The 20,294-nt window shown below is 48.6% G+C and carries 22 protein-coding genes; 4 read left to right on the top strand and 18 right to left on the bottom strand.

What is annotated here, in order from left to right:
• Positions 1–35: 35 nt before the first annotated feature.
• Both KNO70_RS01610 and KNO70_RS01605 read left to right on the top strand, forming a co-directional pair.
• Positions 36–179, top strand: coding sequence for a hypothetical protein (locus KNO70_RS01610; protein WP_026825140.1), 144 nt, complete (start codon positions 36–38; stop codon positions 177–179).
• Positions 180–270: 91 nt separating this feature from the next.
• Positions 271–1,356 carry a GGDEF domain-containing protein gene (locus tag KNO70_RS01605; protein WP_214757955.1) on the top strand — a complete coding sequence of 362 codons (1,086 nt, stop codon included), beginning with the start codon at positions 271–273 and terminating at the stop codon, positions 1,354–1,356.
• A 38-nt stretch (positions 1,357–1,394) separates the two neighbouring features.
• Here the strand turns inward: KNO70_RS01605 and KNO70_RS01600 are convergent, their stop codons facing one another.
• The 7 genes from KNO70_RS01600 to KNO70_RS01570 form a co-directional block, all read right to left on the bottom strand.
• The gene (locus tag KNO70_RS01600; protein ID WP_214810943.1) at positions 1,395–2,069 is read right to left on the bottom strand and encodes a glycerophosphodiester phosphodiesterase; all 675 of its coding nucleotides are present in this window, start codon (positions 2,067–2,069) and stop codon (positions 1,395–1,397) included.
• Between the two features lies 1 nt (position 2,070).
• Complete coding sequence (locus KNO70_RS01595) at positions 2,071–3,378, bottom strand: ABC transporter substrate-binding protein (RefSeq protein WP_214687529.1); 1,308 nt, start codon at positions 3,376–3,378, stop codon at positions 2,071–2,073.
• Positions 3,379–3,394: 16 nt separating this feature from the next.
• On the bottom strand, positions 3,395–4,204 hold the full coding sequence (locus tag KNO70_RS01590; protein WP_214757961.1) for a carbohydrate ABC transporter permease: 810 nt from the start codon (positions 4,202–4,204) through the stop codon (positions 3,395–3,397).
• A complete protein-coding gene (locus KNO70_RS01585) occupies positions 4,201–5,106 on the bottom strand; it encodes a carbohydrate ABC transporter permease (RefSeq protein WP_214757963.1) in 906 nt (301 codons plus the stop codon). Before KNO70_RS01585 ends, KNO70_RS01590 begins: the two co-directional genes overlap by 4 nt.
• On the bottom strand, positions 5,103–6,194 hold the full coding sequence (locus tag KNO70_RS01580; protein ID WP_214687531.1) for an ABC transporter ATP-binding protein: 1,092 nt from the start codon (positions 6,192–6,194) through the stop codon (positions 5,103–5,105). The genes KNO70_RS01585 and KNO70_RS01580 overlap by 4 nt, the downstream gene beginning before the upstream one ends.
• Positions 6,191–6,787: a glycerol-3-phosphate responsive antiterminator gene (locus tag KNO70_RS01575; protein ID WP_078147641.1), complete on the bottom strand. Its 597-nt coding sequence runs from the start codon at positions 6,785–6,787 to the stop codon at positions 6,191–6,193. Before KNO70_RS01575 ends, KNO70_RS01580 begins: the two co-directional genes overlap by 4 nt.
• A 192-nt stretch (positions 6,788–6,979) precedes the next feature.
• Positions 6,980–8,461 (bottom strand): cryptochrome/photolyase family protein, encoded by a 1,482-nt coding sequence (locus KNO70_RS01570; RefSeq protein WP_214757965.1) that lies wholly within the window; start codon positions 8,459–8,461, stop codon positions 6,980–6,982.
• A 64-nt stretch (positions 8,462–8,525) separates the two neighbouring features.
• Between KNO70_RS01570 and KNO70_RS01565 the strand changes: the two genes are divergently transcribed.
• Positions 8,526–9,155 (top strand): class I SAM-dependent methyltransferase, encoded by a 630-nt coding sequence (locus KNO70_RS01565; RefSeq protein WP_214757967.1) that lies wholly within the window; start codon positions 8,526–8,528, stop codon positions 9,153–9,155.
• A gap of 108 nt (positions 9,156–9,263) precedes the next feature.
• Here KNO70_RS01565 and KNO70_RS01560 read toward each other — a convergent pair whose 3' ends face one another.
• From KNO70_RS01560 to KNO70_RS01530, 7 genes are all read right to left on the bottom strand, one after another.
• The gene (locus KNO70_RS01560) at positions 9,264–10,202 is read right to left on the bottom strand and encodes a sensor domain-containing diguanylate cyclase (protein WP_078147644.1); all 939 of its coding nucleotides are present in this window, start codon (positions 10,200–10,202) and stop codon (positions 9,264–9,266) included.
• A 146-nt stretch (positions 10,203–10,348) separates the two neighbouring features.
• Positions 10,349–10,627 carry a hypothetical protein gene (locus tag KNO70_RS01555; RefSeq protein ID WP_214686241.1) on the bottom strand — a complete coding sequence of 93 codons (279 nt, stop codon included), beginning with the start codon at positions 10,625–10,627 and terminating at the stop codon, positions 10,349–10,351.
• A gap of 58 nt (positions 10,628–10,685) precedes the next feature.
• Positions 10,686–11,735 carry a C45 family autoproteolytic acyltransferase/hydrolase gene (locus KNO70_RS01550; protein WP_214686248.1) on the bottom strand — a complete coding sequence of 350 codons (1,050 nt, stop codon included), beginning with the start codon at positions 11,733–11,735 and terminating at the stop codon, positions 10,686–10,688.
• 63 nt (positions 11,736–11,798) lie between these two features.
• The gene (locus tag KNO70_RS01545; RefSeq protein ID WP_214810941.1) at positions 11,799–13,535 is read right to left on the bottom strand and encodes a methyl-accepting chemotaxis protein; all 1,737 of its coding nucleotides are present in this window, start codon (positions 13,533–13,535) and stop codon (positions 11,799–11,801) included.
• 97 nt (positions 13,536–13,632) lie between these two features.
• Entirely contained in the window at positions 13,633–14,088 is a 456-nt protein-coding gene (locus tag KNO70_RS01540) for a hypothetical protein (protein WP_214810940.1), read from the bottom strand.
• Positions 14,089–14,099: 11 nt separating this feature from the next.
• The gene (gene fabZ, locus KNO70_RS01535; protein WP_047794831.1) at positions 14,100–14,522 is read right to left on the bottom strand and encodes a 3-hydroxyacyl-ACP dehydratase FabZ; all 423 of its coding nucleotides are present in this window, start codon (positions 14,520–14,522) and stop codon (positions 14,100–14,102) included.
• Positions 14,523–14,535: 13 nt separating this feature from the next.
• Positions 14,536–14,796 carry a DNA-directed RNA polymerase subunit beta gene (locus KNO70_RS01530; protein ID WP_214810937.1) on the bottom strand — a complete coding sequence of 87 codons (261 nt, stop codon included), beginning with the start codon at positions 14,794–14,796 and terminating at the stop codon, positions 14,536–14,538.
• A gap of 209 nt (positions 14,797–15,005) precedes the next feature.
• Here KNO70_RS01530 and mscL point away from each other — a divergent pair, with 209 nt between their 5' ends.
• A complete protein-coding gene (mscL, locus tag KNO70_RS01525; RefSeq protein WP_214810934.1) occupies positions 15,006–15,386 on the top strand; it encodes a large conductance mechanosensitive channel protein MscL in 381 nt (126 codons plus the stop codon).
• 16 nt (positions 15,387–15,402) lie between these two features.
• Here mscL and KNO70_RS01520 read toward each other — a convergent pair whose 3' ends face one another.
• The 4 genes from KNO70_RS01520 to KNO70_RS01505 all read right to left on the bottom strand — a co-directional run bounded on the left by KNO70_RS01520 (position 15,403) and on the right by KNO70_RS01505 (position 20,187).
• Positions 15,403–16,506 (bottom strand): glycerate kinase family protein, encoded by a 1,104-nt coding sequence (locus KNO70_RS01520; protein ID WP_214810932.1) that lies wholly within the window; start codon positions 16,504–16,506, stop codon positions 15,403–15,405.
• 60 nt (positions 16,507–16,566) lie between these two features.
• Positions 16,567–17,349 carry a flagellar hook-basal body protein gene (locus KNO70_RS01515; protein WP_012727342.1) on the bottom strand — a complete coding sequence of 261 codons (783 nt, stop codon included), beginning with the start codon at positions 17,347–17,349 and terminating at the stop codon, positions 16,567–16,569.
• 11 nt (positions 17,350–17,360) lie between these two features.
• Positions 17,361–18,134, bottom strand: coding sequence for a flagellar hook-basal body protein (locus KNO70_RS01510; RefSeq protein ID WP_078147650.1), 774 nt, complete (start codon positions 18,132–18,134; stop codon positions 17,361–17,363).
• Between the two features lie 97 nt (positions 18,135–18,231).
• The gene (locus KNO70_RS01505; RefSeq protein ID WP_214686047.1) at positions 18,232–20,187 is read right to left on the bottom strand and encodes an ATP-binding protein; all 1,956 of its coding nucleotides are present in this window, start codon (positions 20,185–20,187) and stop codon (positions 18,232–18,234) included.
• Positions 20,188–20,294 lie beyond the last annotated feature (107 nt).

Below are 20,294 nucleotides of genomic sequence, written 5' to 3'. Positions count from 1 at the left end.
GAATAAAGAAGTGTCGAAGAGAGGAGGAAATGAAGATGAAACAACGTGGCTACTTATCGATTCCCGTCGCCGTCGTATTCGCCGTCGTTTTCGGGCTCACCCTCGATAATTGGTGGCTCGGCATTGGAATTGGTATCGCTATGTTTTTTGCGTTTCGAGGAACAAAGAAGAAAGCGTGAAAAGATAATGAACATTTACACACCTTCAGATTGACAATTATTTGAAGACTGCTACCGTTAATGTATAGTCTATCGAAAAGGTCGTGAAGGAATGACGCTCACCGTCTTGTTGCTCAATGCTTGTGTCGCATTCACCGGATTTTATATCATCTCGAAGATTTATCATTCTTCGCTTTTTAATTCGTACCGTCTTCGTAGTTCTGTGATTGGAATACTCGCCGGTGCACTCGGTCTGTTTTTGATGTATAACGCCGTAGAAGCTAACGATATGGTCCGTGTGGATTTACGTCACTTACCGCTCGTGTTGCTTGCTTTTTATGGTGCTCGTTTTCCTTTATTCATTGCGACACTTGTCATCGCCAGTACACGATTTTTGTTCGGAATGACCGAGCAGGCCGTGATTGCGTTTATCGCGACGTTCATCGTCAGCATCGGGATGCTCTGGATTCATCGGCTGCTTCGGGAGCGACTCTTCTTACAGAGTATCTTTTTGAACGTATGGGCGCTCTTCATTATTTCGATTGCCGTCTATATCAATATGGGTTGGAGCACAGCCTATGTATCCCTCGTCTTGTCCATTTGGATGATTGGCATGCTCGTCGGTCTACTCTCGAGTATCCTCACCATCGATTTAGAACAGACGACCCGCCGTGCCATCGAGTACAAACAGTCGTCTGAACGAGACCATTTGACCGGTCTATACAATCGACGTGTGTGGGATCGATATACGGCTTCCATCGGGCAAGAGAATCGGACGTACAATGTACTCGCGCTCGATATCGATCATTTTAAACATGTGAACGATACATATGGTCACGGAAACGGTGATCTCGTCTTACAACAGTTCGCCAACATCTTAAAAGTCGAGACGCGTGCCCATGACACTGTCGCACGAATCGGTGGCGAAGAATTCGTCATCTTGATGTACGACTTGACGCCAGAGAAGGTAGACAAAGTGGCCAACCGGATACGAGAACGGATTGCTGGTGAACTATTCCACTTGAACGATTTTCCACCGATTCAAATCACGACGTCTGTCGGGGTCGCACACGGGACCTCGCTTCCCATCAAGCGGATGGTCGATCTTGCGGATTCGGCGCTCTATCAAGCAAAACATGAAGGGCGCAATCAAGTTGTTGTCTCGACCTATGACACACCACAACCGATCATGACATGAACAAACCCCGCTTCAAGTGAAAGCGGGGTTTGTTGTACTCATTTTGTAAACCGTTCAACCTCATCTGTCATGATGGCCGAAACCGCTATCAGGGGCAGGTCCTTCACATCGTTAATCGTGTAGAGCCGTGTCTCGAGCGTCGTCTGTTGTATCTGATCCCATGCTTTCGAACCGATAAATGCAGGCTGGGCGTGAATCGCCTCGGCCCGAATCGTTTCAGCGAACGAGACGGTGTCCGACTCACCCGTGAGTGTCAACACTGCAAGCCGGGCGACTGGTGCCACATCTCGCATTCGGACGAGCGTTTCACGATTGAATGAGGAGAACACGACACGGTCACCGAGTTCAAACTCGTTGACAGCAAACCAAGCGAGACGTTCGATCCCTGGATACGCATATTGATCCGTCTTCAATTCGATGTTCAGGGTGACGTTGCTTCGTTCAATCAGTCCGAGCACCTCTTCTAACGTTGGGATGCGTTCATAGCCGTCAATCTTCAACTGGCGCAACTCCTGAAGCGTCATGTCTTTCACCCATCCCGTTCCATTTGTCGTCCGGTCGACGGTTTCGTCATGAATGACGACGAGACGCCCGTCCTTCGATAGCTGTACGTCCAGCTCGATTCCGTCCACATAGGGAAGAGCTGCCTCGAACGCGGACAATGTATTTTCCGGGTAATTGGCGCTATAGCCGCGATGTGCGTAAATCAACATGTCACTGCCCCAAGGTGGAAGTTGTCTCATCGGCCGCACGCTTCAATGCTTCTTCGACCGACACCCCTTGATACAAACTTTCCATCGCGTTGACGACACTTTGACGTGATTGCGGGAACGTCGAGATGAGCGCTCCTTGTGTCGCCGGTGATGGTTTCGTCTCACTGAGTTGGTCGACCGTCACTTTCAGTTGTGGATATTTCGCCCACATTTCTTTTACGATCGGTTCATTGTATGCTTCCGGATTGATGGCGAAGTAGCCTGTGTCAACATGCCACTGTGCTTGCGCTTCCGTTGAAGCGACATACTTCATGAACTCCCATGCGCCTTCTTTCGTCTCTTCGGCAATGCCATCACCCATCCAGAGCGATGCCCCGCCGATGACGACGCCTTGACGCTCCGCTTCAGTCGGTACCGGTAAGTACGATGCGCCGATTTCAAAGTCCGCGTTGTCTGCTACCGTACGGATTCCTGCTGACGAATCAAGGTACATGGCAACTTTTCCAGATTGGAATGCCGCGCGCATGTCGTCCCAGTTTTGACCGACGTTTAGGAATGTCTTCTCATCGTACATCTCTTTGATGAGATTGAACGCGTTCTGTCCTTCTTCGCCATCAAACACGGCTTTCGTCGGGTCTCCGCTTCGTCCATTGTCATTGTCGACATACAGTCCACCTTGTGCGGCCAAGAGCTGTTCAAAGAACCAACCGTAGTTGAGCATCGTGAAGCCGGTCTGACCGTCCGTTGTCAACTTCTTCGCCGCCTCTTTCAACTCGTCATATGTGCGTGGTGCTTTCTCTGGATCGAGCCCTGCTTTTTCAAACGCCTCTTTGTTATAGATGAGGATCGGTGTCGAAGAGTTGAACGGCATCGAGTATTGCTTCCCATCGACCTGATAATAACTCAAGATGTTCTCTTCCCATACGCTCGTGTCAAAATCCTCTTTGTCGATGAACTCTTGAACTGGTGTGATTTTGTTCGAATCGATCATGTATTTCGTCCCGACCTCGAACGTCTGCATGATGGCTGGCGCGTCTTCCGAACCGGCGACCGCATTGAATTTCGTCAACGCTTCCTCATATGTTCCTTGGAAGACCGGTTTGACTTCATAGTCGTCTTGCGAAGCGTTGAACGCATCGACTTGACTGTTTAAAGCCGTCTCCAAGTCCCCACTCATCGCATGCCAAAAGACGACCTCTGTCTTTCCGTCTTCTGTCGTCGCCGCGACTGGTGCCGCTTCTTCACTGCCACATGCCCCGAGTAATAACACCGAACTTGCCAACCCTGCGAATAATCCTAACTTTTTCATTTGTCATATCCCCCTATTATTTGATAGCGCCTTGCGTCAATCCTTCTTGCAAGTGCTTTTGTCCTGCGAACAACAATACAAGTGTCGGAATGATAATCAAGATGACTGCTGCCATGACGACGCCCCAATCCGAGGCGACTTCGTTCGACTGCATCTGTTTGATGCCGATTTGGACCGTCCGCGCCTGTTCCGTGTTCGTGACGAGAAGCGGCCATAAGTACATATTCCAAGTCGTCAAAAAGCTGTACACCGACAATGTGACGAGCGGTGTCTTCGATACCGGCAAGACGACGTTCCAAAAGAATCGGAAGCGACTGATCCCGGCAATTTGGGACGCCTCGTACATTTCATACGGAATCGTTTTGAACTGTTGCCGAAGTAAGAACGTCCCGAACGCAAGTGCGAAGAACGGCACAGACAGTCCCCAGACGCTATTCAGCCAGCCGAGCGACTGGATCGTCAAAAAGTTCGGGACCATCGTCGCTTCCCATGGCACCATCATCGTCGCCAAGAAGAGCATAAAGATGAGCCCTTTTCCTTTAAAGTCGATGAAGACGAACGCGAATGCTGCAAGACTCGATAATACGACCTGTCCGACCATCACGAGGAGCGCGACAATCAAACTGTTGAGCAGGTACGTCATCATCGGGATGCGTTCGAACGCGGCCACATAGTTTTCCAATGAAGGTTCACGTGGAAGGAGATGTCCCTGGAGCACTTCCTTCCCGTCCATCAGACTGATCGAAAACGCATAGGCGATTGGAAACAGCATGACGATGGCGCTCAAGACGAGTAAGACATAGACGCCAACATTCCGTAGTCTCATTGGTAATGCACCTTCCTTTCAACCAATTTAAATTGGATCCATGTCAACAAAAGGACGGCGATGAATAGGAGCACGGCCTGGGCACTGGCACTGCCGACGTTATAGTTGATGAACGCATCTTTGTAGATGGCATAGACGATGACATTCGTCGCATTCGTCGGTCCACCTTTCGTCAATAAATCAATCTGTCCAAACGTCTGGAAGGCGTTGATCAGCGAGATGATCCCGACAAAGAAAAGTGTCGGCGACAACATCGGGATGGTGATCGCCCGAAGCTGTGTCCAATAACTCGTTCCGGCAATGTCCGCACTCTCATATAACGTCCGATCGATGTTTTGCAGACCGCCAAGTAGAATCAAGAACGTAAAGCCGATGTTCATCCAAACGGTCGCAAGTGACACGGAAAGGAGCGCATATTGTGGATCGAGGAGCCACTGTACACCGCTTGCCCCCACAGCCTCGAGGAACCGGTTGAAAATACCGATTGACGGATTGTACATGAACATCCAAATGACCGATGACGCCGCGACGCTCATCCCCATCGTCGCCGAGAACGCTGTTCGAAAGATGCCAATGCCCTTCAGTTTCTCATTGGCGAGGAGTGCGAGACCGAGCGCAATGAGAATCGTGAGCGGGACCGTCAAAAGGACGAATCCGACTGTCGCCTGAATGCTTTGCCAAAATGCGGCACTCGTGAACAGCGTGCTGTAATGACCGACTCCGACAAATTCGAGTGGTGTCCCCTGTGTGTCGGTCCGGAAAAAGCTTAAATAGATCGTTCGCAACAGCGGATAGACGAGAAAGACACCGAACAAGATGATGGACGGAGACAAGTACAACAGACCGCTCGCCGCGTCAGATAGCCGTGTCCGGGCTTTCTCTCTCGGTAAGGCGACCGTCATTGGAACACCTCCAACGCCTCAAATAGTTTCGGTTGTCGTGGCTCGATGCGCTGTCCGTTCGTATCAAATAGCGACATCTGTTTCGAATCCACATAACACGCTACTTTTTCGCCGACCGTGAGCGGCCATTGTCCCGGCCATTTTGCCAACCATTCGTTCCCTCCGACGTCAAAGGCGAGAATCGTCTCGGTCCCGAGCACTTCAATATTTTTCAGTTCTGCGTAAAATGTCACATCTTTGTCCGCTGGCTTGATTTGCTCAGGACGGACACCGAGTGTCGCCTGTGATACTTCCGTCAAGGCATTTGGGTGGAAGATGCGACCGTCCGATGCCATCCAGCCTTTTTCTTGTCGCGTGACCTCAACTAGGTTCATTGGAGGTGACCCGATAAAGGAAGCGACGAACGTATTCGCCGGTTTGTTATATAAGTCGAGCGGCTTTCCGACTTGTTGCACTTCCCCCTCATTGAGGAGCATGATGCGGTCCGCCATCGTCATCGCCTCGACTTGGTCGTGAGTGACATAAATCATCGTCAATCCGAGTTTTCGCTGTAACTGGCGAATCTCTGAACGCATCTTTGCCCGTAGCTTCGCATCTAAGTTCGAGAGCGGCTCATCCATCAGGCAAATCGGTGCCTCAGTCACGATGGCACGTGCCAAGGCGACACGCTGTCGCTGACCTCCAGATAGCTCACGCGGTTTCCGTTTCAGGTAATCGGTGAGCCCGAGTGTTTCCGCTGCCTGTAGGCAACGCTCCCGCTGTTCAAGCTTCGTCAGTCCTTTCGTATGTAGACCGAACGTGATATTTTTCTCCACCGTCATATGTGGGTAAAGGGCGTAGTTTTGGAACACCATCGACAAGTGACGCTCACTCGGCTTCATCCCGTTCGCCGCCACACCGTCGATGCGAAGCGTTCCGCTTGTGATGGATTCGAGCCCGGCTATCATCCGAAGCATCGTACTCTTCCCGCAGCCGGACGGACCGACGAGTGCGAAGAACTCTCCTGCTTCAATCGTCACGTCAATCCCTCGAATGACTTCCGTCTCCCCGAATGATTTTGTCAGTTGTTGTAGTTGAATCGATTTCATGCTAATTCCTCCTTCTGACTTTGTACGTTCCAAAGTCGTTCATCCCCGGTCGATACGGCGAATGCCCCATGATCGAGGGCGCGATGCACATCAATCGGTTGACGAATCATGCCACCCGTCACAATCGGAAAGGAGACTTCCTGGGAAATCTTCTCGACCACGCTCGGAATCAGACCCGGCATAAGTTCAATCGCATCCGGTTGTTGCGCCTCTGCGAGCTTGAGTCCGCTCGTGACCGCGTCCGAGTCGACGAGAAAGAGTCGTTGTACCGTCAAGAGCCCCGCTCGCTTCGCATGCTGGAGCACGGATGCTTTCGTCGTGACAATCCCATCGGCACCGACACGTTTGGCAAGATAATCGATTCCGTCCCGGTCGAGGCTGATGCCATTGATTCGCTCAGCGTGGAGGAAGACCGTTCGATTCTCTCGCTTTAAGTGCGCCACATAGCGGTCGAGCGTACTGAGCGTTCCCATCATGAGAAACGTCGTCGTCACATCCGTCCGTAAAAACGTCTCGATTTGTTTTGGACTTTTGATGGAGGCAATCATCCGTTCTTGCCCAATCCGTTCAATCGCATCATTCACTTGAATCATCCTCTCTTCAAAAAAGGACCAACAGAAACGACACGTCATCAACGTACGGGCTTCTGTTGGTCTCTCAAAGGTTCTACCGGTAACTATTCACTTGGAGTGAGGGGGTCTCACAGCTCTTATCGTAACGAATGATTGTAAAGCTATGATAAAGGAATTGCTAAGTTTCATGAAGAGAACGTAAAAAAAACCGATTCACGGGGAATCGGTCAACGTCTTTTCGGCTTTCGCTAAGATGTCGGCTTTCACGTCATCATCCCGCCCTTGCCAATTGCGGACCATCATCTTCATCCGCTGGTTTTTCGAGAATCGTTCTTCGTGACGATCGATGAATCGCCAATAGAGGGCGTTGAACGGACAGGCATCGTCTTCTGTTGTATGTTTCGGGTTATATGGACAATCTCGACAATAGTCACTCATCCGATCGATATATTTTCCCGAAGCGACATACGGTTTTGTGGCGAGCTTTCCACCGTCCGCATGAAGGGCCATTCCAAGAACGTTCGGTAAGACGACCCAGTCATAGGCATCGATGTACATCTCGTTGAACCAGTCGCTCGTCTGTTGCGGTGAAATCTCGAACAATGTCGCATAGTTTCCGAGCACCATCAGTCGCTGGATATGATGATTGTGGGCATGCGCGACGACCGGTTTCAAACTTTGATGCAGACAGTTCAAATCCGTCTTCGCATCCCAGAAGAAGTACGGTAAGTCGCGTTCATGCTTGAACGTGTTCACGTCTTCATAACCGGGCATGACAGCGAGATAGACGGCGCGCATATATTCCCGCCAACCGAGGATTTGCCGGACGAATCCTTCAATCGACGATAGCGGTGCATCCGCCTGACATGCCGCATCAACGACTTCTCGCGGTGTCAGTAGACCGATATTGATGGCAGCTGACAACAGGCTGTGCGACATCTCGGGTTCATCCGTCATCATCGCATCTTGATACGGGCCGAACGTCTCAAGACGCTCTTCTACGAACCGTTTTAGCGCACGTCTCGCCTCATGATGTGTGACCGGCCAATGGAACGGGGTCACCTCTCCTGGATGCTCCGAGAACGTTGACTCGACTTTTTCGATGACGTCTTTCGTGATCGAATCTGGACGGAAATGGATGGCAGATGGAAACGATAGTCCTTCTTTCGGTGGTTTTCGGTTATCCGTATCAAATGACCATTTTCCACCGCGAGGCTTCCCGTCTTCGAGTAATACGTCGAATCGCTTACGCATGTAACGATAAAAACGATCCATTCGCCACGGTTCATTCCCGAGCGTCTCGGTCGCTTCCTCTTTTGATAAGTAGAAGAGCGGGACATCCGTATGTTCGACAAGGTGATGTTTCTTACCGAACTGTTTCAGTTTTTTCGCCATCGGTTCGTCCGTGACGGCGGTGATATGAATTTCGTCCGGATTGTACTGTTTCACATGGTTGTCCCACGCCTCTTGGAACGAATCCGCCTCATGATAATCCACGGTATATCCTTTATCACGCAATTCTTCCGCAAAGTGGCGCATCGCAGAGAAGATCAGGACGAGCTTTTGTTTATGGTACGGACGCCACGTCGCGCGCGACGTCGCCTCAATCATGACGATGACATCATCTTCTTTCATATCCTTCAGCATCGCAAGCTCGTGCGAGAGTTGGTTGCCGAGTATCCAAAATGAACGCATGTTGTTGACTCCTTTGTCTCATCGATGTGCTACAATCGAGCTACTTTCGAAGTGAGGTGATGATGTGTTACCACAAGTGCTACTGAAATGGATTGACAGTCAATACGAGAATCCAAGGGGTCCCGTCGGAAAGTATATCGGGGAAAAGATGGTACGCCAACACCGGGTCGAAGTCGAATGGACGATTGAACAGTTAGACATTCAACCTGGTACAACCGTTCTAGAGATCGGGTGCGGGGCCGGCGATGCGATGGCAACCATCCTTCAACGACATCCTGACGTACATGTCATGGGTATCGACCGATCTAAAACAATCATCGATTCAGCAAGACAGCGCAATCAGGCTTCGATTCATACAAAACGGGCCAACTTGATCCAAGGAGATTTGCATCAGCTCGAGGTGACGGACGCATCCATCGATCACGTGTTCAGCATTCACACACTATATTTCTGGAGAGATGTCACGACCGTTCTGTCTGAAATCGAACGCGTCTTGAAACCGAATGGCACCTTTGTCATCACCTACTGTGACGGGAAAGGTGATGTCGAATGGAACGACATCTCCGAGATGGTTCGGAATCAATTCATCCCCGCGGCGGTGAACCTCGGATTCAAGGACGTATCGGTACAACGTGGACCGGACTCCCGTGATTATCATACGGTCGCCGTTACGGGATGCAAACCGAGCTCTTAATCACTACCCGTTTTTCATTCGATCCTTTCACGTCAATCGGTTCGTTGGTGCTGAATGCGAAAACAGAAGGCTAAACCAATCGCAATCCATCGGTTTAGCCTTCTGACGTTATTTATAAAACTTGTACGTGTTCTTCCCGCTCGATTTAGATTGATACAGTGCAATGTCTGCCTCTTTCAATAATCGACCGAGGTCCGCCTGTTCGTCGGAATCATATTGAGCGATGCCGATGCTCGCTGATAACGGGAGATGGTCGTCCCATTCTTTCAATACATACAAGATCTGTTCAGCATACCCAATGACAGTCTTTTTGGATAACGCATGTGCGATTTTAATAAGGAATTCATCCCCACCTAAACGATACACTCTCGAATCAGGTATCGGCTCCATCAAACGTCTCAGACGAAGCGCCACTTCTTTCAAGACGAGGTCCCCTTCATCATGACCGAATGTGTCATTCACCCATTTGAACCCATCTAAATCAATTAAAAACAGTGCCCCACCTTGATTCGGATTCGTCTCAAAATAGTTAGACAAGTAATGTCGGTTATAAAGATCCGTCAATTCATCTCGTGAGGCACGACGTTCAAGTTCTAAATAGTAACTGAACATACGAACCACGCGCTTCAACAAGCGGACACTTTTTGAATCGTACTGGGCGCTTTTATGATTGGCGACACAGAGCGTACCGAAAATATCCCCGTTCTTCGTCAGAATCGGGATTCCCAAATACGACTTGATGTTCACTTCGCGTAGTAATGACTGAAGTCGCGTCGATTCAATCTGCGATTCGATGTCTTCATACATCAAAACTTCTCGTTGATTGAAATCGATTCGATTACATACCGTATCCTTCAAATCAAAGGACATGCCTTCTTCAAGTAGGATAGGAGAATCTTGTGAGGATAGTTTGAGTATATGTTGGGTGTCATTCTCAATTGACGTGAGATAGACTAGTTTATCTGGTACTATTTCTTTTGCTAACTCAATCAAGTCAATCGCTAGCTCATCAAAATTCCGATACATTTGAAACTCATATGAGTGCATATGGCACCTCCACTCGAAAAAAATCATCCATACTCATTATATCGAACTCTTCAACCGTTTCCTTTACTTACATCGAACAACATAAAAAAATACCTCGGACGCGGATTGGAACCCCTACGTCATGAGGCATTTTCATATAATCAGACTCATCCCCGACTCTTCCGTGTCAACGTCAATCCACCAAATCCACTGATGACAGCGATGTAAAATCCTAAATCATAGAACCAACCGGTATTGTTCACTTCATACACGCGATATGTGTCATTGAACAATCCTAAAATGAGTGACACTGGTGCAATCCATCCATGCCAGATGCCCCAGAAAAAACCTGCCGGATCCGTCGTGTACGTCCCGTCACCCGGAACACAACCTCCGAGTAGTGTAACAAGTGTCAGCATGATGAGTATGATTCCAAATCGTTTCATCTTTCATCCCTCCTATAATGGGTATTCCCGTTTCTCCTAAAAAAAGCACTGACAAACGTCAGCGCCAAAGTTGAACCGTATTCGCAAACTCGATATCTGTCGCCAATTCACCGTCAAGTGCATGAAGATCGAAATCTTCCCCATCGAGCCATTTTTGGAAGTCGAAGATGACCGGGTCACGGTCTCCACCGAGCGCAAACCAGGTCTCGAGCGTTTCAGGGAAATAAGCAGCCGTATGAATCGTTCCCGCCCAACTCCTGTACAATTCTGAAAAGACGCCCTTGTCGGTGTCGTTCATGAGACGGAATGCGCTCTCCGCATCTTGAATCAAGTGTTGCACGACTTTGATTTCCATCATGCGACGAGTCGAATCATCAAGATGATAGCGATTCTCGTGTTGGAGTAGTTCAAAATGGTTCGTACAGATATTCGATTCCCGTACTTGGATGTCTCGAGGCGTCGCCTCGATTACACGTGTTTTCGATGATTTGTCATGGACGACGTATGTGAATGACCCGCGATGCGGAATCTCTTTTAATAAATCGACTGCTTCTTCCACCGTCGCACATGTTTCTAGAATGATTCGTCCAATCATTTGACAGACAAATCCGTCCCCGGGTCGACGACGATTGATGAAATTGTAGCCCATGGCAAGTCCTTTTTCATTCATTCCGTCCATACGTCCGGTGACACGAGAGACCGGTCCGATGACCGCATACCCGTCATCCGGTTGAAAGACGTTGTATCGACCGTCATACGTCATCGGGTGATAATCGTAATTCCGAACGAGAAAGTTATCCCCCGTCAAAATCGAACAGCCGCTGATTGGATTGTTGACTCGAAAATGTCCGAAATGAAGTAACGTGTCATTGAGCGACAGCTTCAGCTCATCTTGTAACCCAATCAACTCCTCCCAAATCTTTGGAGCAAATTCATCGAAGGCAGCCTTCGCCTCAGTCGCATCAATCTCAAATCGCGGAACGCGTAGTTTCCACTGATCCGTCCGATTTTCGAGCAATTGACTGCGCTTAATATATTTTCCTTGAAATCGTCCGAAGTCATAATGACTTCCCCGAAACTGTGTCAGTTCACTAGAGAATTGTTGCATGAAAAAACCTCCCTTGCGCCCATTATAGCGGACGCACGAGAGGTCTGTCTGAAGTGAGACTGTTTATAACTTGAACTGTTGACTCATTCGTTGCATGTCCTCTGCCGTGCTCGACAAATCTTTTACGAGACGATTCATCGTCTCACTCGTCGCGGACATCTGTTCCGTCGCAGCAGCCACTTCCTCATTTCCGGCCGTACTTTCTTCTGAAATCGAAGCAATTTCAGACAGTCCATGTTGGATGTGATCTTGGTTCGTTTTCACTCGATCGAGTTGACCACGCATGGAACTCGTCAACTGTTGCATGTGACGAACGCTCTGTTCGATTTCAGTGAACGCGCGTTTCGTCGATTCAAGTGTCGCTTTTCCTTCCTCTGCCGCCGTCATACTCTCTGTAAAGGTTTGACCGAGCGCAATCGAGTTTTGTTTGACGCTTCCGACGATTTCCGAAATTTCACTGACAGACTCAGCGACACTATCCGAGAGTTTCCGAATCTCCGAGGCGACGACGGCAAACCCTTTTCCGTGTTCACCGGCCCGAGCCGCTTCAATCGCTGCATTGAGTGCAAGCAAGTTTGTCTGTTGTGAAATTTGACGAATCATCGTGACCAGTTCCGTCACCTCGTCCGCTTGCTGTTCAAAGTCGCGGACTTGTCCTTGTGATGTTTTTACTTGCGCATGAATGTGAGTCATTTGATTGACGGCACTCTCCATGTAACGTAGACCATCCATCGTCATCCGACTGACGACTTCCGCCTGCTCACTCACTTGGTCTCCGTCCGATGTCGTTTGCTCGACAAGTGTCGAAAATTCATTCATATGTCCGTATAGACGCATTGTCAAGACACTTTGATTCTCAACACCGCTCGCAATCTCTTCCATCGTGTAGGCAATTTGACGAGAGGCATCGTTCACTTCTTCAGAGATACTCGAGACGTTCCCGCTCTCATCCCGTACCGTCTGTGCCGACGTTTGAATGCCAGAAATCAAATCTTTCAACATGTGTGTCATCTTCTCCATCGACACCGTCAGACGTTTGATTTCGTCATTAGATTTTAACTTAATACCCTCAACCGCAGTCGTCGCTGTCGCCAAATCACCTTCAGCAATGGATGTGGCCACACGTTCTAATGCTTGGAGCGGACGTAATTTCCAGCCTAAATAACGCCAGATGACGATTGCTGATACGACAAGTAAAACGAGGAGACCAATCAAGATTGGGGGTAAACTCTCCTTCAAGACGTCACCTGTAATTGCAGAGACTTCGGTAGCTGCCTTATCGATTCCAAGTACCCCAACTACCTCGTTCCCTTGTTTAATCGGGACGAGCACCGTCACATACTTCCCGTACTCCGGATCATCGATGACATCGGTTGCGACGGTCTCACCTTGGAATGCGGGCGTTGCTCCTTCATACGTCATCGCTGTAGTCGGAGAACCAATCTCCGCAGCATCCGCTTCGCTCAATCCGTCCACGATTATTCGAACTTCCTCGCCCTCTGTGGCAATGGTGTATACATACATCGCACCGATTTGCTGACGATATGCATCTAAGTATTCACGAAACTGCTCATACTGCTCATTTTTTGACGGATTCGCTACGAAGGATGCATAGGCATCGACATCCAAAGATTCACTAATCCGTTCACCATCTTCAATTAACGTCGCATGTAACGTATCGAGTACGGAATGTTTCGTACTGAAATACTGTACCACTCCGAATGTGACGATGAGCAACGTAACGAAGACTAACATCACTACTAAAATGTGCGTCTTTAACGACTCTGATTTTTGTTTCATCTCAAAATTCCTCCATTCTCCTCTTACTCTTTTTATCGGATAGAACGAATTAATCTCCACAAAAAAACAGGCGATTTTCGACAACATCGCCTGTTTCTTATTCACCATTTGTCGAATTAATGACTTCGAGTGGTATCGTGACTTCCGATTCACCTTCTTCAACGAGATGGAAGAGAGGAAGTGTCTCTGATACGAACAGATCCGGGTCTACATCCGTCTGATACTCATACGTCCGAATATCCTCTTCACGCTCTGCAATCAGTTCACCAAATGGAATCGCAACACGTTCGCCTTCGACCTCATAACTCATGACCGTCGTCGGATCGAGACGACGGTTTTCAAGCATACGAATGGTGAAGAGCATCGTCGTATTATTCGTCCGTTCCAAGGAAACGGCGATTGCATCAGACTGTCCCGCCCGCTTCTCAATCATGGTCTCATCCACATTCTGTTCGTAAACCACATTTTCCTCACTCGACTCTTCTGTCTGGAGTTGCTGACAACCCACAATCGTCATTAAGCCGACCAGTAAGATAATAACTAAAGCACGCATCCCATTTCTCCTTACTTCAAGGCGAAAGTGAGTTCTGCTTCACAAGCAACTTCTCCATCTACCGTGGCCACGGCACGTCCTTTACCAATCGGTCCACGAATTTTCATGATTTCTACCTCGAGGCGAAGTTGATCGCCTGGGACGACTTGACGTTTGAAACGGCAGTTGTCAATCCCTGCAAAGAAGGCGAGCTTGCCTCGATTCGATTCGTCTTTCAACATTGCAAAAGCACCGACTTGCGCGAGTGCTTCCACAATCAAGACACCTGGCATGACATTATAGTCTGGGAAATGCCCGTTAAAGAACTCTTCGTTCGCCGTGACATTTTTTAATCCGACAGCACGCTTCTTTTCTTCGACTTCGACAATTCGATCAATTAACAGAAACGGGTATCTGTGTGGGATTACTTCTTTGATTTGCTCAATTGTATACATCCATCCACCGCCTTTAAGAGGTTAGCCAAAAATCGGTGATATGGCGCCAGGTCTCGATGTCAAACACATCTTTCCAATCGCCTCCGCCAATGACGCTATATCCAATGACCGCTCCGAGGGCGAGCATCGCGATTGCCAACACTAAAACAACGAGCACACGCAGTAAGATCGGGAATCGACGATGATTCGACAATCGCGATTGCTTTGTCTGCTTCGTCTCTTGTTCTGGTGAACCTTTTTGTTCTTCCGAACTCGTCTGTTCATCGTTCGCCACGTCCAACCATCCTTTCAGCTAAAAATAATTATATCATATTAGTACCTGGTATTAAAATGCGTAAATTGCTACCTTTTTAGTGTACCCTATGCAGAAAAGTCGAACAAGCATCCTTCCCTGTCAAAAGGCGAACGATTTTTTCCTTTCTCTTTAAATATGCTACTCTAAATATGCTACGCTTAAACTATTCAACGTCAGGAGGTTTATTTATGTGGAAAGAATTTAAAAAATTCGCGATGCGTGGGAATGTCATCGACTTGGCCATCGCCGTCGTACTCGGCGCGGCCTTCACGGCTATCGTGAATTCACTCGTCAATGATATCTTTATGCCGCTTCTCGGAATCATTATCGGAGGAATCGATTTTTCTGGCTTAAAAGCAAGTGTACTCGGAGTGGATGTGTTATATGGCAATTTTATTCAACAGATTGTGTCCTTCTTCTTGATTGCCATCGCCCTCTTCTTGATTGTGAAAGTCATCAATCGTCTACAACGCGAGAAAGAAGTAGAAGAAGCTGCTATTCCGACTCCAACGAAAGAAGAGCAACTGTTGACAGAGATTCGTGATCTGCTAAAAAATCGTTCTTTATGAATGCGAAGGCGCCCGACTACTGTCGTGGCGCCTTTTCAATGAGGTGACGCACGCGTTGGACCGCATTCGTCAATAGTGGAGCTGCTTCCCAAATCGCTTCTTCTAACGTCATGATCCGAGACACGATTGGAAAAATGGCGACGATGCCGGACTCCATATGCGATGTGTAATCGGACTGTCCAGTGAAGACGAGGGTCGGGACCCCATGCGTATGTGCAAGGCGCGCCAACCCATACGGTGCCTTTCCCTCAAAGCTTTGCGCGTCAAATTTACCCTCTCCTGTAATCAGCCAATCTGCTTTTTCTAACTGTTCTTCGAGCTTAGACCAACTGACCACTTCTTCGACGCCACTCACGTAGATTGCACCAAGCTGCAATAGCGCAAAGCCGATGCCGCCAGCCGCCCCTGCTCCAGGAAGTGCTCTTCTATCTACTTCAAAACAGTTCGCGTAGTGATCCAGGATCCGGTCATATCGCTTCACTACATCTGCCGCCAATCCTTTCTGGGGTCCAAACACATAGGCTGCTCCGCTTCCACCAATCAATGGGTTCTGTACATCGGAAGACATTCTCCATACGACCTCACGCGCACGCGGATGAAGACCGGACCAATCAATTGATACCACTTCTTCTACTCGATGGGGGATGGTCGATAGCACAGCACCGTTCGCATCAAGAAAACGAACACCTAACGCCTCAAGCAATCCTTTTCCACCATCCATCGTCCCGCTCCCTCCGAGCCCGATGGTGATGATCCTCGCCCCACGCTCTAGCGCTTGAACGATCTGTTGACCGACTCCGACTGAACTGTAGCGCCACGGATCGACATGAGCGAGGAGTGTCAATCCTGCTGTTTCCGCCACTTCGATTACCGCGTGCCTCGTTGACGGCTCGAAACCAAAACGTGCAACGCGTCGTGTCCCGTCCAAACACATGACGCTTTCTTCTATAATGGTCCCATCCGCATGTGTCGCAATCCAAGCATCCAAAAAACCTTCTCCTCCGTCAGAGATCGGTATGATTTTGACCTCATGCCCTTCAAGCGCACGAAGGACCGCTTGATTTGCTTCCATACTCGAAAGTGAGCCTTTGAATGAATCCATCGCGACTACAATCCGCATTGATGCTTCTCCCCCTTTGTCTATAAAAAAACCGCTTCTCGGCTCGAGAAGCGGTAGGCGTTATGGACGTAACGCCGTGACAAGCCCCATCATCTGATCGCTCATCGACATCGCCCGTGAGTTCATTTGATATGCTCGTTGTGTGATTGTCATATCAGTCATCTCTTTCGTCAAATCAACGTTCGATGACTCGAGTGTCCCTTCAATCAATAGATTTCCGAGTGGACGATCGACTTCGGTCTCCAAATCCGCTGCGAACACGTTATCTCCGAGCGGACGTAATTCCGACGTATTGCGGACTTCTACGATGTCGAGACGTCCGAATTCTTGTTCAACGCCATTCACACTCGCAACGACCACACCGTCTTGACGAATGCGCTGATTCGTCGCATCGTTCGGCATCGTGATTGGATTACCGTCATCTCCAAGAAGCGGATTCCCGTTCACATCAACGAGCGTCGTCTCGTCACCGACTGACAATTGCATGTTTCCACTTCGAGTCACCCCGACACCGTTCGGCGTGTCCACGACAAAAAATTGACGGCTCGCCTTTAAAAAGACGTCCAATCCACGATCTGTCGTACGTACTTGTCCGATATTGAACTGCTGTGTAATATCGGCGACATGTCCCCCGACTCCAATCCGAATCCCGTTCGGTGTGTCTCGACCGACTTCGAATTCAGGACGCGGTTGGTTGTTATACGCCTGCGACAATAGCGAAGCAAAATGCCCCTGTTGACGCTTAAAGCCGACCGTATCGACGTTTGCGATATTGTGACCTGTCACATCTAATTGACGCTGAAGTTGAGACAGAGAGTTGACCGAGTTATAAATGGACTGCATGGTGTTCCTCCTTAACGAATACGAGCGATTTCGATTGCTCGCTCGGCACTTTTATCATACGCTTGGACGACCTTTTGATTCGCCTCAAACTGACGATACGTCATCATCAAGTCTGCCATCGTCTGGTCGAGGTTGACGTTCGCTTCTTCAATAAATCCTTGTAGTACTTCGACCTGGGCCTGCGCCGGGGCATCACCCGTCACACGCCAGTCATTGCCGACTTGTTCAAGAGTCGTCAAGTCATCGATTTGGTAGGCACCAAGAGTCGCCACGTTTTGTCCAAGCGATGTGATGACACCATCTTTCCCTACTTGAAACTCGCTCGATGGCAGTTGGATTCGTTCCCCTTCATCAGAAAGGATATATCCGCCGTCCGCAGAACGAAGGAAGAGCGCCTCATCGATCGAGAAGCGTCCATTTGTCGTATACAACGTCTCGCCGCCTTGTTCGACCGCAAACATCGGGGCTCCCGCAAAATTAGTAGGTGCCTTTAAATACAAGTCGGTCGGGCTACCGGATTCTGTGATACTTCCAGCTGAGAAACGGGGCATTGTTTCTTGAAGATAGACGCCCATTGATAGGGTACCTACTTCTCCCTTCACGCGCGATTTCGCGTTATCCGGATTGCTGACTTGTGCAAGAAGCATCTCCGGAAACGAACGTACCACGCCATCAGACGCTTTGAAGCCTGGTGTTCTCACGTTACCAAGGTTGTTGCTCAAAATCTCTTGTTGGCGCTGCAGGGCATTCATCGCTCCCGCTGCTGTATATAATCCGCGTAGCATAATCGTCTTCCTTTCATCCTATAACATGATTCACTCTCTATATCGTACCAAACGAGCGTGACATTCACCGTTTTTTCAAAAAAGTTCATCCCATAAATTAGGATGAACTCTCTTCATTGACATGGTCGACCATCGGTAACTCAACAATCATCGTCGTTCCTTCTCCTAGTTGAGATTGAACAGAGATGGTACCACCGTGCAGTTGAACGATCTCTTTACAGATCGCTAAACCTAAGCCGGTTCCACCGATGCGTTTACTTTCTTCCGAGGCCGAACGATAAAATTTATCAAAGATTCGCGTCGCATCTTCTTCCGAAATACCTAATCCTTCGTCCGATATCCCGATTTGAATCGTGTCACCCTCACACGTGACATCAACCGTCACATTCCCACCGTTCGGTGAATATTTGATGGCATTGTTCAGGATGTTCGAGAAGACTTGACGTAATTGGGCCGGATCTCCCGCGACAAATAACGATTCGTCACAATCAAAGTGGAAGAAATGATGCTCCGTCGATCCTGCATGGATTTCGAGTAGATCTGATAATAAATCATATAGACTCTCTACTTTAAAGTCTGGTACGCTCATACCCGCCTCCATTTTTTGAACATCTAGCAAGTCACTCACGAGACGTTCGAGCCGCTTCGTCTCACTCGCAATCATGTCTAAATAGCGCTCTCGCTTCGTGTTTTCCAATTGACGCCTTTTGAGCAGTTCTGAAAAACCGAGAATCGAGGTAAGGGGCGTCCGAAGCTCATGGGATACTGTCGCCACAAGTTCTGTCTTCAAGCGATTGATTTCTGTTTCCTGGGTAATATCTCGTGACACGAAGATGACACCCACGCGTTCATTTTGCAGATCAATCGGTTCGGCGTACATGCGAATCGTTTTCTGACCTTCCTGCATCGTATACGTATACGTTTCATCGAATATACCTTCTTCTTTTGCACGTTTTGTGAATTGATTCAACCTCTCCGGATCGTCAATCTGGTTCATGAACATCGGATAGTACATCGCAATCGGGTATAGACTGCCCCGTTCCGTTGATGGAAGTGGATGCTCATACAAGTCAAAGAGTGCACTATTCACGAATCGTTCATTCGTCTCGAGTTCCGTATAGACGATAGAATCGCGCATCGTGTGCAAAATTCGAGCGGTCTTCTCTCGTTCACGATCGACTTGATCTTGTTGGGTCCGAAGTGAGGTCGCCATCTCATTAAACGCTTTCGACAACTGTCCGACTTCGTTTTGTAGCGGTTTAATCGGGATGAGTGTCGCGCTCGGGTTGCTCGCGAGACGCTCACTGTTTACCATCAGCGTCTGCAGTTGATTGGTCAACCTTAAAATATATGGCTGCAACCCGACAAACAATATGAACAATGCCCCGAGTAGAATCAAAAGCCACATCCATTGGGCTTTCACTAACTGTTTTGACAGCGCATCTCGCAATTCACTTTCTTGAAAATCAAGATTTTGTCGATAGTCGGTAAAGACCGACTCCATATCGACGATGCTCGCACTCATATCGGCAGCACTACTTGAGTTCAGTTTAAATCGTGTCTGAGTCGATGTTTCATTTTTCGGCATGAATTGCCCTACGGTGCGCATCTGCAGGAACGATTCATCGATTTCTCCTGCCTGCTTCGCAATCACATACTGCTCAAGTGCCGGCATGACGCGTGTCGTATAGATCGAGAAGAGAAGTCTCGCATCCTCTGCGAACTGTACTTCTTCCGCGTTTCTTGCCTGTTCTTCGAACCATGTCGTTTGCTCGTCGATATTCGTTTGAGCTGTTCTTACTTCTTCTAATAGCGCACGTTCTCCTAACAGGACGTGCCCTCGTAATTCATATTGCATCGATTGCCACGTTTCAAACAGATCTGTCGCCCGTGCACGTTGCTCACTAATTCGTTCTAATTTTACGGTCGTCTCTTGAATCGATTGCTGTGTATAAAAATAGGTCCCAATCGATGTGAGTGTCACTAAGGCAATCAATATATAAAAAATCGTCATAACTTGTCGACTAATGCGTTGTTCAATCCAACGTTTCATGGAATGCCTTCTTCCTTCACTCTTAGAATGCCTCACTTCGTACGGTGAATGACTTTTTCTGTTCAAACAAAAAAAGTTCGGGTACGATGATGAGACGGAGAGTCACT

Origin of the sequence: Exiguobacterium sp. s181 (assembly GCF_018617125.1) — a bacterium.
GTDB classification, from domain to species: domain Bacteria; phylum Bacillota; class Bacilli; order Exiguobacteriales; family Exiguobacteriaceae; genus Exiguobacterium; species Exiguobacterium profundum.
This window is presented reverse-complemented; position numbering and strand designations above follow the sequence as displayed.

Bases quoted from the DNA above. Each gene is read 5' to 3' on its own strand.
- KNO70_RS01560 (WP_078147644.1), bottom strand. From the start codon at position 10,202: ATGCACTCATATGAGTTTCAAATGTATCGGAATTTTGATGAGCTAGCG.
- KNO70_RS01605 (WP_214757955.1), top strand. From the start codon at position 271: ATGACGCTCACCGTCTTGTTGCTCAATGCTTGTGTCGCATTCACCGGA.
- KNO70_RS01545 (WP_214810941.1), bottom strand. From the start codon at position 13,535: ATGAAACAAAAATCAGAGTCGTTAAAGACGCACATTTTAGTAGTGATG.
- KNO70_RS01580 (WP_214687531.1), bottom strand. From the start codon at position 6,194: ATGAAATCGATTCAACTACAACAACTGACAAAATCATTCGGGGAGACG.
- KNO70_RS01585 (WP_214757963.1), bottom strand. From the start codon at position 5,106: ATGACGGTCGCCTTACCGAGAGAGAAAGCCCGGACACGGCTATCTGAC.
- KNO70_RS01595 (WP_214687529.1), bottom strand. From the start codon at position 3,378: ATGAAAAAGTTAGGATTATTCGCAGGGTTGGCAAGTTCGGTGTTATTA.
- KNO70_RS01570 (WP_214757965.1), bottom strand. From the start codon at position 8,461: ATGCGTTCATTTTGGATACTCGGCAACCAACTCTCGCACGAGCTTGCG.
- KNO70_RS01540 (WP_214810940.1), bottom strand. From the start codon at position 14,088: ATGCGTGCTTTAGTTATTATCTTACTGGTCGGCTTAATGACGATTGTG.
- fabZ (WP_047794831.1), bottom strand. From the start codon at position 14,522: ATGTATACAATTGAGCAAATCAAAGAAGTAATCCCACACAGATACCCG.
- KNO70_RS01510 (WP_078147650.1), bottom strand. From the start codon at position 18,134: ATGCTACGCGGATTATATACAGCAGCGGGAGCGATGAATGCCCTGCAG.
- KNO70_RS01610 (WP_026825140.1), top strand. From the start codon at position 36: ATGAAACAACGTGGCTACTTATCGATTCCCGTCGCCGTCGTATTCGCC.
- KNO70_RS01520 (WP_214810932.1), bottom strand. From the start codon at position 16,506: ATGCGGATTGTAGTCGCGATGGATTCATTCAAAGGCTCACTTTCGAGT.
- KNO70_RS01555 (WP_214686241.1), bottom strand. From the start codon at position 10,627: ATGAAACGATTTGGAATCATACTCATCATGCTGACACTTGTTACACTA.
- KNO70_RS01550 (WP_214686248.1), bottom strand. From the start codon at position 11,735: ATGCAACAATTCTCTAGTGAACTGACACAGTTTCGGGGAAGTCATTAT.
- KNO70_RS01575 (WP_078147641.1), bottom strand. From the start codon at position 6,787: ATGATTCAAGTGAATGATGCGATTGAACGGATTGGGCAAGAACGGATG.
- KNO70_RS01600 (WP_214810943.1), bottom strand. From the start codon at position 2,069: ATGTTGATTTACGCACATCGCGGCTATAGCGCCAATTACCCGGAAAAT.
- KNO70_RS01505 (WP_214686047.1), bottom strand. From the start codon at position 20,187: ATGAAACGTTGGATTGAACAACGCATTAGTCGACAAGTTATGACGATT.
- mscL (WP_214810934.1), top strand. From the start codon at position 15,006: ATGTGGAAAGAATTTAAAAAATTCGCGATGCGTGGGAATGTCATCGAC.
- KNO70_RS01515 (WP_012727342.1), bottom strand. From the start codon at position 17,349: ATGCAGTCCATTTATAACTCGGTCAACTCTCTGTCTCAACTTCAGCGT.
- KNO70_RS01590 (WP_214757961.1), bottom strand. From the start codon at position 4,204: ATGAGACTACGGAATGTTGGCGTCTATGTCTTACTCGTCTTGAGCGCC.